Consider the following 21,378-nt stretch of genomic DNA (forward strand, 5'->3'; position numbering starts at 1 on the left):
GCGGGCACCTCATGGTGTCCCTGTGCGAGTAGCGATCGTGACCGAGAGCTTCCTGCCTCAGGTGAACGGCGTCACCAACTCCGTGCTCCGCGTGCTGGAGCACCTGCGCCGCAACGGCCATCAGGCGCTCGTCGTGGCGCCCGGTGCCGGCGCGGAAGAGCACCACGGCACGCCTGTCGTCAGAGTGTCGGCGGTCGACGTGCCCATGGTGACCAGTCTGCCCATCGGCGTGCCCAGCCCGAGAGTGCTGCACGCGCTCGCCGACTTCCAGCCCGACGTCGTGCACCTCGCGTCGCCGTTCGTGCTGGGTGCGTACGGCCTCAGAGCCGCGCGCAAGCTCGACGTGCCGACCGTCGCGGTCTACCAGACCGACGTCGCGGGGTTCGCCGGCAACTACGGCCTCGGACTCACCAAGCGGGCGGCGTGGCGGTGGACGAAACGCCTGCACACGCTGGCGGACCGCACGCTGGCACCGTCGAGCTCGGCGGTCGAAGCGCTGGAACAGCACGGCGTGCCGCGCGTGCACCGGTGGGCCCGCGGCGTCGACATCGACCTCTTCCACCCGCGCCCGAGGCACAACGACGAGCTCACCATCGGTTACGTCGGCCGCCTGGCACCGGAGAAGCAGGTCCAGAGGCTCAGGGAACTGCACGACCTGCCGGGCGTGAAGCTGCGGATCGTCGGCGACGGCCCGGACCGCGAGCAACTCGAGAAGGACATGCCGGACGCGGAGTTCCTGGGCTTCCGCACCGGCCACGAACTGGCCGAGGCCTACGCGTCGTTGGACGTCTTCATCCACACGGGTCCGCACGAGACGTTCTGCCAGGCCGTGCAGGAAGCCCTGGCAACAGGCCTGCCGGTCCTCGCACCGAACGCGGGCGGCCCGCGCGACCTGGTCCGCCACGGCCGCACCGGATACCTCTTCGAAGAAGACATCGCACAGTACGTGGACCTGCTCCGCGACCCGATGCTGCGCAGGCGCTTCGGTCTCGCAGCCCGCAAGTCGGTGCTCAGGCGCACCTGGCCGGCGATCTGCGACGAGCTGATGGGTCACTACGCCGCGGTGATCGGACTGACTCACCAGGCGGCCGCTTGAGAATCGTGCAGCTCGCCAACTTCTACGGCCCCAGGTCGGGCGGCCTCCGCACGGCACTGCACCACCTGGGCACCGGCTACGCGCAGCTGGGCCACGAGGTCGTGCTCGTCGTGCCGGGCCCCCACCACGCCGACGAGGAACTCCCGGGCGGAGTCCGCCGCATCACCCTCCCGGCACTGAAGATCCCGTACACCGGCGGCTACCGCGTAGTGGACCCGTGGCGCGTCAAAACCCTCATGGAACACCTGCGTCCAGACCGCCTGGAGGTCTCCGACCGCCTGACCCTGCGCGGCATGGGCGCATGGGCGACCGAGCGCGACATCCCGAACGTGGTCATCTCCCACGAACGACTGGACCGCCTCCTCCAGTTCGTCCTGCCCGCGGCCCCGGCAGAACGAGGCGCGGACTGGGCGAACCGCCGCATGGCCGCCTCCTACGACACCGTCGTCTGCACGACGGGTTTCGCCCGCGAGGAGTTCGACCGAATCGGCGCCTCGAACGTCACCCAGGTCCCGCTGGGCGTGGACCTGGCCACGTTCACCCCAAGCCGCCATTCGACAGACCTCCGCCGAGACCTCCTGCAGGGCAAGGAGAACCTGCTGATCCACTGTGGACGCTTGTCGCCGGAGAAACACGTGGAACGTTCCGTCGACACCCTCGCCGAACTGCACGAACAGGGCCACTCCGCCCGTCTGGTGATCGCCGGCGACGGCCCTCGCCGCGCTTCCCTGGAAAAGCGAGCGGCGGGCCTGCCCGTGACGTTCCTCGGCTTCGTGAAGTCCCGCCTGGACGTGGCCTCCCTACTGGCTTCAGCGGACCTGTCCCTGGCGCCAGGCCCACATGAAACGTTCGGACTGGCCGCACTGGAGGCCCTGGCCAGCGGAACCCCAGTGGTGGTCAGCCAGAGCAGCGCTCTGAAAGAGATCGTCCAGCCGTCCTGCGGCGCCGCGGTCTCCGACGACGCCCCGGCCTTCGCCACCGCAGCCCAGCACCTGCTGACCTCAGGCTCCAGGGAGGCCGCGAGAGCCAGAGCCGAGGAGTACCCGTGGCACGCGGCGGTGGACGGCATGCTGACGGCCCTGAAGGTGCCCTGACGATGATCTCAGCGAGCCTGACTTAGTCTCTAGTCATGTCGCGAGCCGGCCTGGACAAGAACCCCCGCGAGGTAGCCGAGATGTTCGACGGCGTGGCCAAGGGCTACGACCGCACGAACTCGGTCATGACGCTGGGCTTCGACCGCCGCTGGCGGGACTGGAGCAGGCGAGTCCTCGACGCCCGCCCGAACGAGAAGGTCCTGGACCTCGCAGCGGGTACCGCGGTCTCGACCGTCGAGTACGCCGCGTCGGGCGCCTGGTGCGTGGCGGCGGACTTCTCCGTGGGCATGCTCGCCTCAGGAGCCCACCGCCCAGTCCCGAAGGTGGCCGCGGACGCCCTCCGCCTGCCCTTCAAGGACAACTCGTTCGACGCCGTCACGGTCTCCTTCGGCATCCGCAACTTCAACGACACGGTCGTAGCCCTCAAGGAAATGGCCAGGGTCACCAAGCCAGGCGGCCGCATGGTGATCTGCGAGGTCTCCACCCCGGTCTGGAAGCCGTTTCGCTTCGTCTACATGCGGTACCTGCTCAAACTCCTCCCGCTCATCGCGAAGTTCGTGTCGAGCAACCCGGTCGCCTACTCCTACCTGGCCGAATCCATGGCCACCTGGCCCGACCAGCGCACGCTCGGCGAGCTCATCTCGCAGGCGGGCTGGGAGGACGTGGCCTGGTTCAACCTGACCGGCGGCATGGTCGCCCTGCACCGCGCGACCAAGCCCAAGCCCGCACCCACGCCCTCCGAACCCACCACCTGACCAGCTGCTAGCAGGGAACGCGGGGGCCCTACGTTCCCTTGGGAGGAACGTAGGGCCCCCGCGTTCCCCTCAAACAGGGCGCCACAGAGTTGCTGTGACGTTGGGGCGTGGACGTGTGGCGGCCGAGCGGTAGGCGCCAAGCAACTCCTTCAAGACGCCGTTTGGATCGGCTCTAAGTCGTGACGGAATCGTGTGCACGGTCATCACGCCGTGCGCCAACAGGGCTGAGTGCTGTGCCATGGTGTGTGCGTAGTCAGCAGGGGACAGGTGGAATTCCTTCGAGTCGATCTGCCATGCCAACCCGACCTCATCCCACCAGCCGTCCACGATTGCGAGTTGTTGTCCGTGGACAGAGCGGATCAGCACGTTTCGCTGCGGCGAAGGCAGCGGTGAACGGCCAATCAGCGATCGCGCCCACGCTTCGGCTGCAGAGCGCACGCCGTCTGACACCTCGTCCAGCACTGCTCTGGGCAGCGCCGTGCCTCCCAGATGAAGGTTTCTGAGTTCCGCTGCGAGTGCCGTTGGCGAGCAGAGTTGTCGTTGGACGGCGTCAGCGATCATGGCCCGGACTACATCGAAGCGAACTTCCCGACGTGCGGCGTCGATGAGAGCGCGGGCGAGATCGACTGTGGGAAAGCCGTCGATCAAGCTGCTCGACCACGGCCGGTTGGACCGTTCGACAAGGAGAGCGCCTTGGCTTGCGAGACCACGGCCATGAGGTACGAGGACGTGAATGCGCTGGTCTTCAGGAAGACGTCGCACGCCGTGCCTGCGAGCCGCCTCCAATCCGGTCAGGTAGGTCAGCGGGCCGGCGCGCAACAAGGCACCTCGCACTAGCTGTCTTCGATCAGGAGTACCTCCTGTCAACAGATAGACACCGAGAAAGATGCGTGTCCAACCACCGCCAGGTCGGCACTTGAGTGCCATGGACTTGCCCGTCAGTCCCAGCGCCAGCAGTTCGCGGCGAGCGGCCACGCCATCCTCGAACAGATCTGTTAGACGCCCGTAGTCAGCTGCCGTCCGTTTCGTCATTCAGCCAATCATGGGCATCTGACAGTGGTTGGCAATCACCTCATGATCGACATGTGGACAACTCGCGATCTCACCGTCACGCGGGAGCCCTACGTTTCCTTACAGGGAACGCGGGGGCCCCGCGTTCCCCCTGCCGCAGCGGGTGGGTGTGAGCGGAGGTGGTCCAGGTGACGGGGTGGTCCTCAGCAATGTCCGGTTAGAGTCGCGAGCAGAAGCTGTGACCGGTACACGCAGGGAGTCTGGATGAGCAGGCGCGGGATCAACGAGGACGCCGACGTCATCGTGGTGGGGGCGGGACCGGCGGGCTCGACCGCGGCGACCTACCTCGCCAGGGCAGGCCTCGACGTCCTCCTCCTGGAGAAGAGCACCTTCCCGAGGGAGAAGGTCTGCGGCGACGGCCTGACCCCGCGAGGCGTCAAGCAACTCATCGACCTGGGCATCGACACCCGCGAGAGCAACGGCTGGCTCCACAACAAGGGGCTGAGGGTCGTCGGCGGCGGCGTGACGATGGAGCTGGACTGGCCGGATCTGGCCACGTTCCCGAACTACGGCGTCGTGCGCCCGCGGATGGACTTCGACGAGATGCTCGCGAACGCGGCGAAGGCAGCCGGCGCGCGCATGCACGAGCACACCACGGTCACCAAGGCCATCATCGAGAACGGCCGGGTCGTCGGCGTCGAAGCCAAGCAGGGACCGGAAAAGAACCCGGTCACCTACCGAGCCCCCATCGTCGTCGGTTGTGACGGTGTGTCAGCGCGCCTGGCCCTGAGCATCGGCCTGCAGAAGGACGACGCCAAGCCCATGGGCGTGGCGGTCCGCCGCTACTACAACAGCCCGCGCACCAAGGACGACTACCTCGAGTCGCACCTCGAACTCTGGGCGCCGGACGGCAAGCTGCTGCCCGGCTACGGCTGGATCTTCGGCATGGGCGACGGCACCGTGAACGTCGGCCTGGGCATTCTCAGCACGTCAAAGGCCTACGGCACCACCGACTACCGCCAGCTCCTGCGCAGCTGGCTCGACGGCACCCCGGAGGAGTGGGGCTTCCGCGAGGAGAACGCGACGAGCCGCATCGGCGGCGCCGCGCTCCCCATGGGCCTCAACCGCAAGCCGCACTACCGGGCGGGCCTGCTGCTCGTCGGCGACGCCGGCGGCATGGTCAACCCCTTCAACGGCGAGGGCATCGGCTACGCCATGGAGTCGGCCAGGATCGCGTCCGAGTCGATCGTTCAGGCACTCGCGCGCACCGGCGTCAACCGTGAACGGGCGCTGCACGGCTACCCGGTCCGGATCGAAGAGGCGCTCGGCAGTTACTACCGGCTCGGGAACGTCTTCTCGAAGCTCATCGGAAACCCGGCGATCATGCGGACCGCAACGAAGTACGGAATGCCGCGGAAACGCCTGATGAAACTGGTGCTCAAGCTCCTCGCGGGCCTCTACGACCCCAAGGACGGCGACTCAATGGACCGCCTCATCGTGGCCGCCACGAAGCTCGCTCCCAGCGCGTAAATTACTCCGAATAGGTGACGGCACCGGCTCAATACGAGCCGGTGCCGTTTCGCATGTGTCGACCACGTTAAAGCCCCAGGTCAGACCCTGTGATCTAGGTCATTTACAGGCGTTCTACACTGGCGGGCGAGCTTGTGAATCACTTCACAGCAGTCTGAACAAGCTTGTGAACTGTTTCACAAGCGTTTGTTAGGTTCGCCTAACAAACGTGCTGGAGAACAACACCCTTAGGGTGCGGGCGACCGCGAGGAAAGGACGACGGAGCGTGCTTGACCCTTACCTCCCCCTCGTATTGATGTTCGCGCTCGCCGGGGCGTTCGCACTGTTCTCGGTGACCGCGGCTCCCTACATCGGACCGCGCCGCTACAACAAGGCGAAGCTCGACGCGTACGAGTGCGGCATCGAGCCGAGCCCGCAGCCGGTCGTGGGTGGTGGGCGCATGCCCGTCGCCTACTACCTGACGGCGATGCTGTTCATCTTGTTCGACATCGAAATGGTCTTCCTCTACCCGTTCGCCGTAGCGGCCGACAAGCTCGGCCTGTTCGGGCTGGTGGAGATCGTCCTGTTCGTCGCCACGGTCGGCTTCGCGTACGTCTACGTGTGGCGTCGCGGCGGCCTCGACTGGAACTGAGGAAGTCATGGGTCTCGAGGAGAAGCTCCCGAACGGCATCCTGCTGGTCAGCGTCGAGAAGCTGGTCAACTGGACCCGCAAGTCCTCGCTGTGGCCTGCCACCTTCGGCCTGGCCTGCTGCGCCATCGAGATGATGACGACGGGTGGTCCGCGCTACGACCTGGCCCGCTTCGGCATGGAGGTCTTCCGGGCCTCACCGCGCCAGGCGGACCTGATGATCGTGGCCGGCCGCGTCACCAACAAGATGGCGCCGGTGCTGCGGCAGATCTACGACCAGATGCCCGAGCCGCGCTGGGTGCTGGCCATGGGCGTGTGCGCCAGCACTGGCGGCATGTTCAACAACTACGCGGTGGTGCAGGGCGTCGACCACGTCGTGCCCGTCGACATGTACCTGCCGGGCTGCCCGCCGCGGCCGGAGATGCTGATGGACGCGATCCTCAAGATCCACGCCAAGATCATGGACGAGCCGCTGGGCGCCGTGCGCGCCAAGGCGCTCGCCGACTCGGGCTACCGCACCGATCTCATCCCGTCCTCCGAGCGTTTTGCGAGGAAGAAGTGACCGAGCCAGGGGGAGAGCACTCCAGCGTCAACCGCGCGGGAGAGGATCTCGAGAAGACCAACCCGACAGAGGCGAAGGCGAAGGCGCCGATCCTCGCGGGCAAGGAGCGCCAGGGGCTCTTCGGCGTCACCGGCTCCGGTGACACGTCGGGCTTCGGTGGCCTGCGCCTGCCCGCTCACGTGGCTGCTCCAGCCGAGCGCCCGTTCGGCGGCTGGTTCGACGAGGTCGCGGACGAGCTCTTCGCCGCCATCGGCGAGAAGGGCCTGCCCGCCGACACGGTCCAGCAGGTGACGGTCGACCGCGGCGAGATCACCTTCTACCTCAGGCCGGAGACGCTGCTGGAGGTCGCGCGGATCTTCCGCGACACCCCGGCGCTGCGCTTCGAGCTCTGCAGCTCGGTGTCCGGTGTGGACTACGGCGCCGACGTGCCGCAGCGCCTGCACTCGGTCGTGCACCTCACGTCGATGACGTACCGCCGCCGCGTGCGGCTGGAGGTCGCGGTCGACGTCGAGCACCCGCACGTGCCGAGCCTCGTCGAGGTCTACCCGACGGCGGACTGGCAGGAGCGCGAGACCTGGGACATGTTCGGGATCATCTACGACGGTCACCCCGGACTGACCCGCATCCTCATGCCGGACGACTGGGACGGACACCCCCAGCGCAAGGACTACCCGCTGGGTGGCATCCCGGTGGAGTACAAGGGCGCGGAGATTCCTCCGCCGGACCAGAGGCGGTCCTACTCATGACCGAGCGGCTTTCCGACGTCACCACCGGCACCAACACCAGTGCGACCGGCAGCGACAGCACGGACGACGTCACCACCCGCGCCGAGACTCCCGAGGTCGCGGACTCCCGCAAGACCACCGAGGGCACCGTCTACACGGTGACCGGCGGCGACTGGGACGAGGTGCTCGCGGACGCGGTCCACGACGAGCGCATCGTCATGAACCTCGGCCCGCAGCACCCCTCGACCCACGGCGTGCTCCGCCTGGTCCTGGAGCTCGAGGGCGAGACGGTCACGCACGCGCGCAGCGTCATCGGCTACCTGCACACCGGCATCGAGAAGAACCTCGAGTACCGGAACTGGGTCCAGGGCGTCACCTTCATCACGCGCACCGACTACCTCGCGCCGCTGCACCACGAGGCCGCGTACTGCATGGCCGTCGAGAAGCTGCTCGGCGTCACGGTGCCGGACAAGGCGCAGGCGATCCGCGTGCTGCTGATGGAGATCAACCGCATCAGCTCGCACCTCGTCGCGCTCGCCACCGGCGGCATGGAGCTCGGTGCCCTCACCGGCATGACCTCCGGCTTCCGCGAGCGCGAGGAGGCCCTGCACCTGCTGGAGCACCTCACCGGCCTGCGGATGAACCACGCGTTCATCCGGCCCGGCGGTCTCGCGCAGGACCTGCCCGACGACGCGGTCGAGAAGATCACCGCGTTCGTCAAGATCATGGAAAAGCGGCTGCCGGACTACGACAAGCTGCTCACCGGCCAGCCGATCTGGCGCAACCGCATGGCGGGCGTGGGTTACCTGCCCGTCGACGCGTGCCTCGCGCTCGGCATCACCGGCCCGATCCTGCGCTCCGCCGGCCTCGCCTGGGACCTGCGCAAGATCGAGCCGTACAGCGGCTACGAGAACTACCAGTTCGACGTGCCGACCTCGAACGCGGCGGACTGCTTCGCGCGGTACCTGCTGCGGCTCGAGGAGATGCACCAGTCGCTGCGGATCATCAAGCAGGTCGTGAAGAGCCTGCCGACCGGTCCGGTCATGGTCGAGGACGCGAAGATCGCGTGGCCGGCGCAGCTCACGATCGGCAGCGACGGCATGGGCAACTCGCTCGAGCACGTCCGCAAGATCATGGGCCAGTCCATGGAGTCCCTGATCCACCACTTCAAGCTGGTGACCGAGGGCTTCAAGGTTCCGGCGGGCCAGGTCTACGTGCCGGTCGAGTCGCCGCGCGGCGAGCTCGGCTACCACGTCGTCTCCGACGGCGGCACCAGGCCGATGCGCGTGCACCTGCGCGAACCAAGCTTCGTGAACCTCCAGTCGATGCCCGCGATGTGCGAGGGCGGCATGGTCGCCGACGTGATCGCGTCCGTCGCCTCGATCGACCCGGTGATGGGTGGTTGCGACCGATGACTCAGGCCCCAGAGACCACGACGTTCGACCAGTCCACTGTGGACCGCGCGCAGGCGATCGTCGCCCGCTACCCGCAGGCCCGCAGTGCGCTGCTCCCGATGCTGCACCTCGTGCAGTCGGTCGAGGGCTACGTCTCCCAGGACGGCATCCGGTTCTGCGCCGGACAGCTCGACCTGAGCGAGGCCGAGGTCAGCGCGGTCGCGACGTTCTACACGATGTACAAGCGCAAGCCGTGCGGTGAACACCTGGTCAGCGTGTGCACTAACACGCTGTGCGCGGCGCTGGGCGGCGACGAGATCTACTCGACGCTCAAGAGCCACCTCGGTGTGGGCCACGAGGAGACCGCGGGCGAGCCCGGCACGCAGGGCTCGATCACGCTGGAGCACGCCGAGTGCCTCGCCGCGTGCGACCTCGGCCCGGTGCTCCAGGTCAACTACGAGTTCTACGACAACCAGACGCCCGAGAAGGCGCTGGGACTCGTGAAGGCGTTGCAGTCAGGGGACAAGCCCGCCCCGACGCGCGGCGCCCCGCTCACCGACTTCAAGCAGGCCGAGCTCCAGCTCGCCGGGTTCTTCGAGGGTCGCGACGCCGACCTCGACGGCCCGTCGGCGGCGCCGGAGACGCTGGCCGGTGCGCAGATCGCCAAGGACCGCGGCTGGGACGCGCCGAACACGCCGTCCAACGCCGAGTTCCCTGCCCTGCCGGAAAAGAAGTAGGGAAGACAATGGTTGACCCGCTGACTCCTGTTCTCACCAAGCGCTGGACCGAGCCCAAGTCCTGGACCATCGAGACCTACGAGCGCACCGGTGGCTACACCGCCCTGCCCAAGGCGCTGAAGGCTCACCCGGACCAGCTCATCCAGCAGTGCAAGGACTCCGGACTGCGCGGCCGCGGCGGCGCGGGATTCCCCACCGGCATGAAGTGGGGCTTCATCCCGCAGGGCGACGGCAAGCCGCACTACCTCGTCATCAACGCCGACGAGGGCGAGCCGGGCACCTGCAAGGACATCCCGCTGATGATGGCGGACCCGCACTCGCTGATCGAGGGCGTGATCATCACGTCGTTCGCCATCCGCGCGAACTTCGCGGCGATCTACGTCCGCGGCGAGGTCCTGCACTGCATCCGCCGCCTCAACGCGGCGGTGCGCGAGGCGTACGCCAAGGGCTACCTGGGCAAGAACATCCTCGGCAGCGGGTTCGACCTCGACGTGGTGATCCACGCCGGCGCCGGCGCGTACATCTGCGGCGAGGAGACCGCGCTGCTCGACTCGCTGGAGGGCCGTCGCGGCCAGCCGCGACTCAAGCCGCCGTTCCCCGCGACCTCGGGCCTCTACGCGTCGCCCACTGTCGTGAACAACGTCGAGACCATCGCGTCGGTTCCCTTCATCGTCAACGGTGGCGCCGACTGGTTCCGCGAGATGGGTCGCGACCGCTCACCCGGTCCGAAGATCTACTCGCTGTCCGGCCACGTCACGCGGCCCGGCCAGTACGAGGCGCCGATGGGCACCACGCTCCGGCAGCTGCTCGACATGGCCGGTGGCATGAAGGACGGCATCCCGATCAAGTTCTGGACGCCGGGTGGCTCGTCCACCCCGCTGTTCACCGCCGAGCACCTCGACGTGCCGCTGGACTTCGAGGGTGCCGCCGAGGCCGGTTCGATGCTGGGCACCACCGCCCTGCAGATCTTCAACGAGACCGTGTCCGTGCCGTGGGCCGTCATGAAGTGGACGGAGTTCTACAAGCACGAGTCGTGCGGCAAGTGCACGCCGTGCCGCGAGGGCACGTACTGGCTCGTGCAGATCCTGCAGCGGATGGTGGCGGGCAACGGCACGGCGAGCGACATCGACACGTTGCTCGACGTCTGCGACAACATCCTCGGCCGCTCGTTCTGCGCACTCGGTGACGGTGCCGTCAGCCCGATCACCAGTGGCATCAAGTACTTCAAGGACGAGTTCCTGGCCCTGTGCGACCAGAACTCTCCCAAGAACAGGGCTAGCACCGTCCTGGCTGGAGCGAACGCATGACCATCGCGCCTGACAAGCCCACCACGTCCGAGGTCGTCGTGCCCGAGGGTCACGTCAAGCTCGTCATCGACGGCGTCGAGGTCATCGCGCCCAAGGGTGAGCTGCTGATCCGCACGGCCGAGCGCCTCGGCACGGTCATCCCGCGCTTCTGCGACCACCCGCTGCTGGAGCCCGCGGGCGCCTGCCGCCAGTGCCTCGTCGAGGTCGAGATGGGCGGCCGGCCCATGCCGAAGCCGCAGGCCTCCTGCACGATGACGGTCGCGGACGGCATGGTCGTGAAGACCCAGCTGACCTCGCCGGTCGCGGACAAGGCTCAGCAGGGTGTGATGGAGCTGCTGCTCATCAACCACCCGCTGGACTGCCCGATCTGCGACAAGGGCGGTGAGTGCCCGCTGCAGAACCAGGCGATCGCCCACGGCCGCAGCGACTCCCGCTTCCACGAGCACAAGCGGACGTTCCCGAAGCCGATCAACATCTCCACGCAGGTGCTGCTCGACCGCGAACGCTGCGTGCTCTGCCAGCGCTGCACCCGGTTCTCCGCGCAGATCGCCGGCGACCCGTTCATCGAACTGCTCGAGCGCGGCTCGCAGCAGCAGATCGGTGTGGCGCAGGACAAGCCGTTCCAGAGCTACTTCTCCGGCAACACCATCCAGATCTGCCCGGTCGGCGCGCTCACGTCGGCGGCCTACCGCTTCCGCGCCCGGCCGTTCGACCTCGTGTCGACGCCGAGCGTCTGCGAGCACTGCTCGTCGGGGTGCGCCGAGCGCACCGACTGGCGGCGCGGCAAGGTGCAGCGCAAGCTCGCCGGCGACGACCCGCAGGTCAACGAGGAGTGGATCTGCGACAAGGGCCGGTTCGCCTTCCGCTATGCCACGACCGGTGACCGCATCAAGCGTCCGCTGGTCCGCGACGCCGAGTCCGGTGAGCTGCGCGAGTCGTCCTGGACCGAGGCGCTGCAGGTCGCGGCGGCCGGTCTGACGGCGGCCCGCGAAGCCAACGGCGTCGGTGTGCTGACCGGTGGCCGGCTGACCGTCGAGGACGCCTACGCGTACTCGAAGTTCGCCCGGATCGCGTTGCACACCAACGACATCGACTTCCGCGCCCGGCCGCACAGCGCCGAGGAGCTGGAGTTCCTGTCCGGCACCACGGTGTTCACCAACCCGGACAACGGAGTCACCTTCCAGGGCATCGAGTCCGCGCCGGCCGCGCTGCTGGTCGCGTTCGAGCCCGAGGAAGAGGCGCCGATCGTCTTCCTGCGTCTGCGCAAGGCCGCTCGCAAGGGCACCACGAAGGTCTTCCACCTCGGCCAGTACACGACCCCGGCCGTGGAGAAGACGTTCGGCACGCTGCTCGCCTGCGTGCCCGGCGCCGAGGCGAACGCCCTCAACGCGTTGCCGGAGCACGCTTCCGACGTCGTCGACCTGCTCGGCAAGCCCGGTGCGGTGATCCTGGTCGGCGAGCGCGCCGCCGAGATCCCCGGCGCGTTCTCCGCGGTCGCCAGGCTGGCCGAGCGCACGGGCGCCAAGGTCGCATGGATCCCGCGCCGTGCCGGTGAGCGCGGTGCGCTCGCGGTCGGTGCCACGCCGAACCTGCTGCCCGGTGGCCGTCACGTCGCGAACGCCGCGGCGCGCACCGAGGTCGAGCGCACCTGGGGCGTCGAGGAGGGCTCGCTTCCCGCGACGCCGGGCCGCGACACCACGGGCATCCTGGAGGCCGCCGCGAACGGCGAACTGTCCGGTCTGCTGGTCGGTGGCGTCGACCCGTTCGACCTGCCCGACCCGCGGCTCGCGGAGAAGGCCCTGTCGGGCGCCGGTTTCGTCGTGAGCCTGGAACTCCGGCCCAGCGCGGTCACCGCGTACGCCGACGTCGTGCTCCCGATCGCGCCCGCGGTCGAGAAGGCCGGCAGCTACCTCAACTGGGAGGGCCGCCGCCGCGAGTTCGGCACCACGCTCGAAGGCACCGGCTCGCTGCCGGACTGCCGCGTGCTCGACACCCTCGCGGTGGAGATGGACGCGGACCTGTTCACGCAGACGCCCGCCGCCTCGGCCGCCGACCTGGCCCGCCTGGGCGAGGGCACGCCGGGCGGTTCGTCGCTCAACGTCGCCGCGCCGCTGGTGTCCCCTGCCGGTGCGGGCAAGGCCGTGCTCGCCACGTGGCACCGCCTGATCGGCAACGGCTCGCTGCAGGTGGACGAGCCGCACCTGGCCGGCACCGCTCGCCCGGTCGTCGCGAAGATCGCGGAGACCACCGCGCGGCAGTTCGGCCTGGAGTCCGGCGGGTTCGTGACGGTCTCCACCGAGCGTGGCGCGATCACGCTCCCGGTCGAGACCGACGACCTGCCCGAGGGCGTCATCTGGCTGCCCACCAACTCGGGTGACGTGACCGTCCGGGCCACTCTCGGCGCGGGCCACGGCTCGATCGTCTCCGTCAGCGGAGGATCTTCCTTTGGGGTGACGTCATGACCCAGCACTTCTACGCGGCGGAGATCGGCGAGACCGCCAAGCTCCTCGCGGACGACCCGTTCTGGCTGATCCTGATCAAGGTCGTCGCGATCTTCGCGTTCCTCGTGGTCATGACCCTGTTCATGATCAACTGGGAGCGCAAGGTCGTCGCGCGGATGCAGCACCGCCCCGGCCCCAACCGGGTCGGCCCGAACGGCTGGCTCCAGTCGCTCGCGGACGGTCTGAAGCTCGCGTTCAAGGAGGACATCCGTCCCGTCCTCGCGGACAAGTGGGTGTTCTTCCTCGCGCCGGTGATCTCCTGCATCCCCGCGTTCCTCGCGTTCTCGGTGATTCCGCTCGCGGGCGAGGTCAACCTGTTCGGTCAGCAGACCGCGCTGCAGCTCGTCGACCTCCCGGTCGGCGTGCTCGTGGTGCTGGCCTGCTCCTCGATCGGCGTCTACGGCATCGTGCTGTCCGGCTGGGCCTCCGGCTCGCCGTACCCGCTGCTCGGCGCGCTGCGGTCGGCCGCGCAGGTGATCTCCTACGAGATCGCGATGGGCCTGTCGATCGTCGCGGTGATCATGTTCACCGGCTCGATGTCGACCGGTGACATCGTCGGCGCGCAGGCGACCACCGTGCTCGGGTTCGCGCCCGGCTGGTTCGGCCTCCTGCTCTTCCCCAGCTTCGCGATCTACGTCGTGTCGATGGTCGGCGAGACCAACCGCGCCCCGTTCGACCTCCCCGAGGCCGAGTCGGAGCTCGTCGGTGGTTTCCACACGGAGTACAGCTCGCTGAAGTTCGCGCTGTTCTTCCTCGCCGAGTACGTCAACATGGTCACCGTCTCGGCGCTCGCGACCACGCTCTTCCTCGGCGGCTACCACGCCCCGTGGAGCGGCGAGTTCATGAACACCGGCTGGTGGGGCCTGCTCTGGTTCATCATCAAGACGCTGGGCTTCCTGTTCATCTTCATCTGGCTGCGCGGCACGCTGCCCCGCATGCGCTACGACCAGTTCATGCGCCTGGGCTGGAAGGTGCTGGTCCCTACCAGCCTCGTCTGGATCATGGCCGTCGCGGTCATCCGCACCGGCGCGATCCAGCAGCTCTCCACGGCACAGCGGCTCATCGCGCTCGGCGTGATCGTCGGCCTGGTGCTGCTGGTCTCGTTCCTGCTGCCGGACAAGAAGGTCCAGGACACCAAGGGCGTTCCGCTCGCGGGTTCCGGCTTCCCCGTCCCGCCGCTCGACCTCGTTGTCCCCAAGGCCGCGCCGAAACGCAAGGTCAAGGTCGCCACTCTCCCCAAGGAGACGGCAGCCGTCACCACCGGTAAGGAGGCTGAGTAGGGATGTTCGAGTCCCTGAAAGGCTTCGGAGTCACCTTCGGCACCATGTTCAAGAAGGTGGTGACGGAGGAGTACCCCGAGGTCAAGAAGGTGACCGCGCCGCGGTTCCACGGCCGTCACCAGCTCAACCGGCACCCGGACGGGCTGGAGAAGTGCGTCGGCTGCGAGCTGTGCGCGTGGGCCTGCCCGGCGGACGCGATCTTCGTCGAGGGTGGTGACAACACCGAGGAGGCGCGGTTCTCCCCCGGTGAGCGCTTCGGCGCCGACTACCAGATCAACTACCTGCGCTGCATCGGCTGCGGCCTGTGCATCGAGGCGTGCCCGACCCGTTCGCTCACGATGACGAACGAGTACGAGCTCGCCGACGACAACCGCCAGGACCTGATCTTCACGAAGGAGGACCTGCTCGCCCCGCTGCTGCCCGGCATGGAGCAGCCGCCGCACCCGATGCGGCTCGGCGACAACGAGCAGGACTACTACGTGAACGGCCCGCGGCTGGCCAAGGAGGCCCAGCAGTGAGTCTTCTCGTCAGCTTCCTGGCCCAGCAGCCGGAACCCGTGCAGCGCGTGGTCGACACCGTGACCACGGGCGAGGCCATCGCGTTCTGGGTGCTCGGCCCGCTCGCGCTGGCCGGTGCGCTCGGCATGCTCTTCGCGCGCAACGCGGTGCACTCCGCGCTGTGGCTCGTCGTGACGATGCTCAGCCTCGGTGTGCTGTACATGATCCAGCAGGCGCCGTTCCTCGGCTTCGTGCAGATCATCGTCTACACCGGCGCGATCATGATGCTGTTCCTGTTCGTGCTGATGATGGTCGGCCGCGACAGTTCGGACTCGGTCGTCGAAGTGATCCGGGGCCAGCGACTCGCGGCCGCGTTGCTCGGCATCGGGTTCGCCGTGATCCTGGTCGGTTCGGTCGGCCGCGCGCTGACCGGTGTCGACGCCCGCGGTCTCGCCGAGGCGAACACCACGAACGGCGGCAACGTCGGCAACATCGGCCAGAAGCTCTTCACGGACTACCTGTTCGCGTTCGAGCTCACGTCGGCGCTGCTGATCACCGCCGCCCTCGGCGCGATGATCCTGGCCTTCGTCGGCCGCGACGGGAAGCCCTCCAAGAAGACGCAGAAGGAACTCGTCGAGGAGCGCTTCCAGGACGGCAAGCGGGTCGGCTCGCTGCCGGGCCCCGGCGTCTTCGCCACCGCCAACTCGGTGGCCACCCCCGCCCTGCTGCCCGACGGCAGCGTGGCGGAGGAGTCGCTGTTCGAGGTCATCGAGGCGACCGACAAGTCCACGCTGTCGGACGACGTCGCCGACGTGGCCGGCACCGGGCACGAGGCCGACGCGCACGCGCTCAAGGGAAGTGAGTCGTGACTCCCACGTACTACCTGCTGCTGTCGGCACTGCTGTTCAGCATCGGCGCCGTCGGCGTCCTGGTGCGCCGCAACGCCATCGTGGTCTTCATGTGCGTCGAGCTCATGCTCAACGCGGTCAACCTGAGCCTGGTGACGTTCGCGCGGATCAACGGCTCGCTCGACGGTCAGGTGATGGCGTTCTTCGTGATGGTCGTCGCCGCGGCGGAGGTCGTCGTCGGCCTCGCGATCATCATGTCCATCTTCCGGACGCGTCGCTCGGCCTCGGTCGACGACTCGAACCTGCTGAAGTACTGAGGGGTCACCGGTGACGGAACCTGTTGTCGCCAGCGGGGTCGCGAGCTTCGCCTGGTTGTTGCTCGCGCTGCCCGCGTTCGGTGCGGCGGTGCTGTTGGTCAGTGGCAAGCGCGCTGACAAGTGGGGTCATCTGCTCGGCAGCGGCACGCTGCTGGCGTCGTTCGCCTACGCGCTCGCGTTGTTCTTCTCGACGATCGGCACCTCGAACGCCGAGGAGCGCGTCCAGAACCTGCACCTGTGGGACTGGATCGACGTCAACGCGCTGACCGTCGAGTTCGGACTGCGGATCGACCCGCTGTCGCTGACGTTCGTGCTGCTGATCACCGGTGTGGGCTCGCTGATCCACATCTACTCGATCGGCTACATGGCGCACGAGGAAGGCAGGCGGAAGTTCTTCGCCTACCTCAACCTCTTCGTCTCGGCGATGCTCCTGCTGGTGCTGGGCAACGGCTTCGTGACCCTGTACTTCGGCTGGGAGGGCGTCGGTCTCGCCTCGTACCTGCTGATCGGCTGGTACCAGTACAAGCCGGAAGCGGCATCGGCGGCCAAGAAGGCCTTCCTGATGAACCGCGTCGGTGACCTGGGCCTCGCCATCGCGATCTTCCTGATGTTCACCAAGCTCGGGACGACGCAGTACACCGAGGTCTTCAGCCGCGTCGGCGAGTTCTCCTCCGCCGAGGTCCTCGCGATCACGCTGCTGCTGCTCCTGGGCGCCTGCGGCAAGTCCGGCCAGTTCCCGCTCCAGGCCTGGTTGCCGGACGCGATGGCCGGCCCGACCCCGGTGTCCGCCCTGATCCACGCGGCGACGATGGTCACCGCGGGCGTGTACCTGATCGCCCGCTCCAACCCGCTCTACAACCTGAGCGAGGACGGCCGCCTGGTCGTCATGATCATCGGTGGCGTCACGCTGCTGATCGGTTGCATCATCGGTTGCGCCTACGACGACTTCAAGAAGGTCCTGGCGTACTCGACGGTCTCGCAGATCGGTTACATGATCCTCGCGGTGGGCCTCGGCCCGATCGGCTACGCGCTGGGCATCATGCACCTGCTGACGCACGGTTTCTTCAAGGCCGGGCTCTTCCTCGGTGCCGGTTCGGTCATGCACGGCATGAACGACGAGGGCAACATCCGCAGGATGGGCGGGCTCTACAAGTTCCTGCCGATCACCTTCGTCACCTGGACGCTCGGCTACCTCGCCCTGATCGGCATCCCGCCGTTCGCGGGCTACTTCTCGAAGGACGCCATCATCGCGGCGGCGTTCACCGGGGAGGGCTGGCGCCCGTACGTCTTCGGTGGTGTCGCACTGCTCGGCGCCGCGCTGACCGCGTTCTACATGACTCGCCTGCTGATCCTCGTCTTCCTGGGCAAGCCCCGCTGGAAGGAACTGAAGTCCGAGGACGGCAAGGAATACCACCCGCACGAGTCCCCGCTGACGATGACCGTCCCGATGATCATCCTCGCGGTCGGCTCGATCGGTGGTGGCTGGTTCCTCTCCTCCGGCGGACGTCTGGCCGGCTGGCTGGAGCCCTCGCTGGGCGAGCTGAAGGAAGAGCACGGCGTGATCTCGCACGGCATGGTCGGGATCCTGACCGTCGTGCTCGCCCTGGTGGGCGCCGGTCTCGCGTTCCTGCTCTTCGGCCGCCGCAAGCAGCCGGTCGAGCGGCCGGTGCGGGTCTCCTGGCCGGTGCGTGCGGCCCGTGCGGACCTCTACGGCAACGCACTGAACGAGGCGCTGTTCGCGCGGCCGGGCACCTGGCTCACCCGCGCGCTGGTGTTCCTCGACCTGAAGGGCGTCGACGGGCTGGTCAACGGCACCGCGGCGCTGCTCGGCGGTAGCTCCGGCCGGTTGCGCAGGCTGCAGACCGGGTTCGTCCGCTCCTACGCACTGTCCATGCTGCTGGGCTCGATCTTCGTGCTCGGAGCGCTCCTGGTGGTGAGGTTCTCGTGACCTGGGTTCTGATCGCACTGCTGGTGGTGCCGCTGGTCGGCGCGCTGGTGGTGGCGTTCCTGCGCAAGGACGACAAGAATGCCAAGCTCGTCGCGCTGGCGTTCTCGCTCGTCGAGCTCGTGCTCGCCGCTCTGCTGTGGTTCGCCTACGACCCGGACGGCGACCGCATCCAGCTCGCCTCGGGCGTGGACTGGATCCCGGCGTTCGGTGTGCGGCTGCAGTTCGGCATCGACGGCATCGCGCTGGTGATGATCGCGGTCATCGCGCTGCTGATCCCGCTGGTGATCGGTGCCGGCTGGACGGAGAAGCTGCCCGCCGGCCGTTCGCAGGGCGGATACCTCTCGCTGATCCTGATCCAGGAGGCCGTGACGGTCGCGGTGTTCGCCGCCACCGACGTCTTCCTGTTCTACGTGCTCTTCGAAGTCATGCTGATCCCGATGTACTTCCTGATCGGCGGCTACGGCGGCGCGCGCAGGCAGTACGCGGCGGTCAAGTTCTTCCTGTACTCGTTCCTCGGCGGCCTGATCATGCTGGCCTCCGCGATCGGCGCCTACGCGATGGCGTCGGACGAGCTGGGCAAGGGCACGTTCGACTGGGCGACGCTGGTGAAGGTGGTCAGCGACGCCGACTCGACGACGCAGACCTGGCTGTTCCTCGGCTTCTTCCTGGCGTTCGCGATCAAGGCGCCGCTCGTGCCGTTCCACACCTGGCTGCCCGACGCGGCCGCCGAGGCGCCCATCGGCGTCACGGTGATCGTCGTCGGCATCCTGGACAAGGTCGGCACGTTCGGCATGCTGCGCTACCTGCTGCCGATGTTCCCGGAGGCGTCGAAGAACCTGGCGCCGCTCGTGCTCGTGCTCGCGGTGGCCGGTGTCCTTTATGGATCGCTGCTCGCCACGGGCCAGCGGGACATGAAGCGGTTCCTCGCCTACGTCTCGATCGCCCACTTCGGTTTCATCGCGCTCGGCATCTTCTCGTTCACGTCGCAGGCAGGCGTGGGTTCGGTGTCGTACATGCTCAACCACTCGGTCTCGACCGGCATGCTGATCCTCGTGGTCGGCATGGTGATCGCGCGCGGTGGTTCGTCGCTGATCTCCGACTACGGCGGCATGTCGAAGGTGGCGCCGCTGCTCGCGGGCATGCTGCTGCTGTCGGGTCTGACCACGCTGTCGCTGCCGGGCACGAACTCGTTCGTCTCGGAGTTCCTCGTGCTGATCGGCTCGTTCCCGACGCAGCCGGTGTTCACGATCATCGCCACCGTCGGCATGGTGCTCGCGGCGCTCTACGTGCTGTGGCTCTACCAGCGGATCATGACCGGCCCGCTGCGCGGCGACGCGCTCGTGGCCGCGGCCGCAGGTCCGGGAGCCGTCGGCGACCCGGAGCGCAAGACCACCATCGGCGACCTCAGCAAGCGTGAGATCGCAGTGCTGGCACCGCTCGTTGTCATCGTGCTGGCGCTCGGGTTCTACCCGCAGCCGGTGCTCGACGTCATCACCCCGACCGTTGGGGCGACGCTGACCGAGGTCGGCGTGACCGACCCGGTCACCGTGCAGGAAGGCAAGTGACGTGAACCTTCTCGTCGCTCAGGCGCAGACGATCGAGGCGCCGGAGATCGATTACGGCGCCATCGCGCCGCTGCTGATCGTGCTCGGCGCGGCATGCGTCAGCGTGTTGCTGGAAGCGTTGCTGCCCAAGCATCAGCGGTGGGCCGTGCAGCTCGTGCTCACGCTCGTGACGCTGGTCGGTGCCGTTGGCGCACTGATCGTCTACGCCACGTCGGAGCGTCCCGAACAGGGCGTGGCGACGTTGGCGGGCGCGATCGCGGTCGACTCGCCGTCGCTCTTCCTGTGGGCCACGTTGCTGGTGCTGGGATTCGGCTCGGTGCTGCTGATCGCCGACCGTTCGGTGGAGCCCGGCGGCGCGTTCGTGGCCCAGGCCGCGATCCGTCCTGGCACCGTGCAGGACCGCGCGCAGGCGACGAAGACCGGCATGCAGACCGAGGTCTTCCCGCTCACGCTGTTCGCGCTCGGCGGCATGATGACGTTCGTCGCCTCGAACGACCTGCTGACGATGTTCATCGCGCTGGAAGTCCTGTCGCTGCCGCTGTACCTGCTGTGCGGCCTGGCTCGCCGCCGTCGCCTGCTCTCGCAGGAAGCGGCCGTGAAGTACTTCCTGCTCGGCGCTTTCGCCTCCGCGTTCTTCCTGTACGGCGTCGCTCTGCTGTACGGCTACGCGGGTTCGGTGAAGCTCTCGGCCATCGCGACCGCCGCGGGTGGCACGGACCGTTCCGACACGCTGCTGTTCGCGGGCTTCGGCCTGCTGGTGGTGGGCCTGCTGTTCAAGGCCGCTGTCGGCCCGTTCCACGCCTGGACCCCGGACGTGTACCAGGGCGCCCCGACGCCGGTGACGGCGTTCATGGCCGCGTGCACCAAGGTCGCCGCGTTCGGCGGCATCCTGCGCGTGCTCACGGTGGCGTTCGAGAACACGCAGTGGGAATGGCGTGGCGTGCTCTACGGCGTCGCGATCGTGTCGATGGTGATCGGCGCGATCCTGGGCCTCACCCAGACCGACGTGAAGCGCATGATCGCGTACTCCTCGGTGGCGCACGCGGGCTTCCTGCTCATCGGCTCCATCGCGCTGACGCCGGAGGGCGACGCACCCGGTGTGAGCGCGACCATGTTCTACCTGCTGGCGTACGGCTTCACCACGATCGCCGCGTTCGGCATCGTGTCGCTGGTCCGCAACTCGGACGGCGAGGCGACGCACCTGTCGCAGTGGGCGGGTCTCGCGAAGCGGTCGCCGATCGTGGCGGCCACCTTCACGTTCCTGCTGCTGGCCCTCGCCGGAATTCCGCTGACGTCCGGCTTCATCGGCAAGTTCGTCGTGTTCAGCGCGGCGATCGAGGCCGGCCTGACGCCGCTCGTGGTGATCGCACTGGTGGCCTCGGCCGTCGCGGCGTTCTTCTACCTGCGGGTGATCGTGCTGATGTACTTCAGCGACCCGGCTCCGGACGGCCCGACCGTGACGGTGCCCGGCGCGTTCACCACGATCGCGATCACGTTGGGTGCCGTGGTGACCTTGGTGCTGGGTTTGTGGCCCACGTTCGTGCTCGATTGGGCGGGTACCGGCTCCTTCCTCAGCTAGGTGT

19 protein-coding genes are annotated in these 21,378 nt (G+C 67.9%); 18 read left to right on the plus strand and 1 reads right to left on the minus strand.

Translation table 11 applies throughout. The features are described from left to right. Positions 1–22: 22 nt before the first annotated feature. The 3 genes from ACIRG5_RS45945 to ACIRG5_RS45955 are packed head-to-tail and all read left to right on the plus strand — an operon-like array spanning position 23 to position 2,945. Positions 23–1,096: a glycosyltransferase family 4 protein gene (locus ACIRG5_RS45945; RefSeq protein WP_402917363.1), complete on the plus strand. Its 1,074-nt coding sequence runs from the start codon at positions 23–25 to the stop codon at positions 1,094–1,096. Further along, positions 1,093–2,190, plus strand: coding sequence for a glycosyltransferase (locus ACIRG5_RS45950; protein WP_402917366.1), 1,098 nt, complete (start codon positions 1,093–1,095; stop codon positions 2,188–2,190). Before ACIRG5_RS45945 ends, ACIRG5_RS45950 begins: the two co-directional genes overlap by 4 nt. A 35-nt stretch (positions 2,191–2,225) precedes the next feature. Further along, on the plus strand, positions 2,226–2,945 hold the full coding sequence (locus tag ACIRG5_RS45955) for a demethylmenaquinone methyltransferase (RefSeq protein WP_402917369.1): 720 nt from the start codon (positions 2,226–2,228) through the stop codon (positions 2,943–2,945). Between the two features lie 69 nt (positions 2,946–3,014). Here ACIRG5_RS45955 and ACIRG5_RS45960 read toward each other — a convergent pair whose 3' ends face one another. After that, on the minus strand, positions 3,015–3,977 hold the full coding sequence (locus tag ACIRG5_RS45960; RefSeq protein WP_402917372.1) for a hypothetical protein: 963 nt from the start codon (positions 3,975–3,977) through the stop codon (positions 3,015–3,017). A gap of 243 nt (positions 3,978–4,220) precedes the next feature. On the opposite strand from ACIRG5_RS45960, the gene ACIRG5_RS45965 reads away from it, so the two are divergent. From ACIRG5_RS45965 to nuoN, 15 genes are all read left to right on the plus strand, one after another. After that, positions 4,221–5,486, plus strand: a complete 1,266-nt coding sequence (locus tag ACIRG5_RS45965) for a geranylgeranyl reductase family protein (RefSeq protein ID WP_330272249.1) — start codon at positions 4,221–4,223, stop codon at positions 5,484–5,486. Positions 5,487–5,751: 265 nt separating this feature from the next. Then, entirely contained in the window at positions 5,752–6,117 is a 366-nt protein-coding gene (locus tag ACIRG5_RS45970; RefSeq protein ID WP_030478224.1) for an NADH-quinone oxidoreductase subunit A, read from the plus strand. Between the two features lie 7 nt (positions 6,118–6,124). Beyond that, positions 6,125–6,676, plus strand: coding sequence for an NADH-quinone oxidoreductase subunit B family protein (locus ACIRG5_RS45975; protein ID WP_090013186.1), 552 nt, complete (start codon positions 6,125–6,127; stop codon positions 6,674–6,676). Continuing rightward, on the plus strand, positions 6,673–7,422 hold the full coding sequence (locus tag ACIRG5_RS45980) for an NADH-quinone oxidoreductase subunit C (protein ID WP_402917377.1): 750 nt from the start codon (positions 6,673–6,675) through the stop codon (positions 7,420–7,422). The genes ACIRG5_RS45975 and ACIRG5_RS45980 overlap by 4 nt, the downstream gene beginning before the upstream one ends. Next, the gene (locus ACIRG5_RS45985; protein WP_402917380.1) at positions 7,419–8,816 is read left to right on the plus strand and encodes an NADH-quinone oxidoreductase subunit D; all 1,398 of its coding nucleotides are present in this window, start codon (positions 7,419–7,421) and stop codon (positions 8,814–8,816) included. The genes ACIRG5_RS45980 and ACIRG5_RS45985 overlap by 4 nt, the downstream gene beginning before the upstream one ends. Continuing rightward, positions 8,813–9,532, plus strand: a complete 720-nt coding sequence (gene nuoE, locus ACIRG5_RS45990) for an NADH-quinone oxidoreductase subunit NuoE (protein ID WP_402917383.1) — start codon at positions 8,813–8,815, stop codon at positions 9,530–9,532. The genes ACIRG5_RS45985 and nuoE overlap by 4 nt, the downstream gene beginning before the upstream one ends. An 8-nt stretch (positions 9,533–9,540) precedes the next feature. Next, positions 9,541–10,839 (plus strand): NADH-quinone oxidoreductase subunit NuoF, encoded by a 1,299-nt coding sequence (nuoF, locus tag ACIRG5_RS45995; protein ID WP_402917386.1) that lies wholly within the window; start codon positions 9,541–9,543, stop codon positions 10,837–10,839. After that, positions 10,836–13,301, plus strand: coding sequence for an NADH-quinone oxidoreductase subunit G (locus ACIRG5_RS46000; protein ID WP_402917389.1), 2,466 nt, complete (start codon positions 10,836–10,838; stop codon positions 13,299–13,301). The genes nuoF and ACIRG5_RS46000 overlap by 4 nt, the downstream gene beginning before the upstream one ends. A gap of 23 nt (positions 13,302–13,324) precedes the next feature. Then, on the plus strand, positions 13,325–14,620 hold the full coding sequence (gene nuoH, locus ACIRG5_RS46005) for an NADH-quinone oxidoreductase subunit NuoH (protein WP_402917624.1): 1,296 nt from the start codon (positions 13,325–13,327) through the stop codon (positions 14,618–14,620). Positions 14,621–14,622: 2 nt separating this feature from the next. After that, complete coding sequence (gene nuoI / locus ACIRG5_RS46010) at positions 14,623–15,138, plus strand: NADH-quinone oxidoreductase subunit NuoI (RefSeq protein ID WP_093605905.1); 516 nt, start codon at positions 14,623–14,625, stop codon at positions 15,136–15,138. Beyond that, positions 15,135–15,986 (plus strand): NADH-quinone oxidoreductase subunit J, encoded by an 852-nt coding sequence (locus ACIRG5_RS46015; RefSeq protein WP_402917392.1) that lies wholly within the window; start codon positions 15,135–15,137, stop codon positions 15,984–15,986. Before nuoI ends, ACIRG5_RS46015 begins: the two co-directional genes overlap by 4 nt. Further along, a complete protein-coding gene (nuoK, locus tag ACIRG5_RS46020) occupies positions 15,983–16,282 on the plus strand; it encodes an NADH-quinone oxidoreductase subunit NuoK (protein ID WP_030473209.1) in 300 nt (99 codons plus the stop codon). Before ACIRG5_RS46015 ends, nuoK begins: the two co-directional genes overlap by 4 nt. Positions 16,283–16,292: 10 nt before the next feature. Next, positions 16,293–18,230, plus strand: coding sequence for an NADH-quinone oxidoreductase subunit L (gene nuoL / locus ACIRG5_RS46025; RefSeq protein WP_402917396.1), 1,938 nt, complete (start codon positions 16,293–16,295; stop codon positions 18,228–18,230). Then, entirely contained in the window at positions 18,227–19,795 is a 1,569-nt protein-coding gene (locus ACIRG5_RS46030; protein ID WP_402917399.1) for an NADH-quinone oxidoreductase subunit M, read from the plus strand. The genes nuoL and ACIRG5_RS46030 overlap by 4 nt, the downstream gene beginning before the upstream one ends. A 1-nt stretch (position 19,796) precedes the next feature. Further along, a complete protein-coding gene (gene nuoN / locus ACIRG5_RS46035) occupies positions 19,797–21,374 on the plus strand; it encodes an NADH-quinone oxidoreductase subunit NuoN (RefSeq protein ID WP_402917402.1) in 1,578 nt (525 codons plus the stop codon). Positions 21,375–21,378: the final 4 nt, after the last annotated feature.

Origin of the sequence: Lentzea sp. NPDC102401 (assembly GCF_044765805.1) — a bacterium.
Classification (GTDB): Bacteria; Actinomycetota; Actinomycetes; order Mycobacteriales; family Pseudonocardiaceae; genus Lentzea; species Lentzea sokolovensis.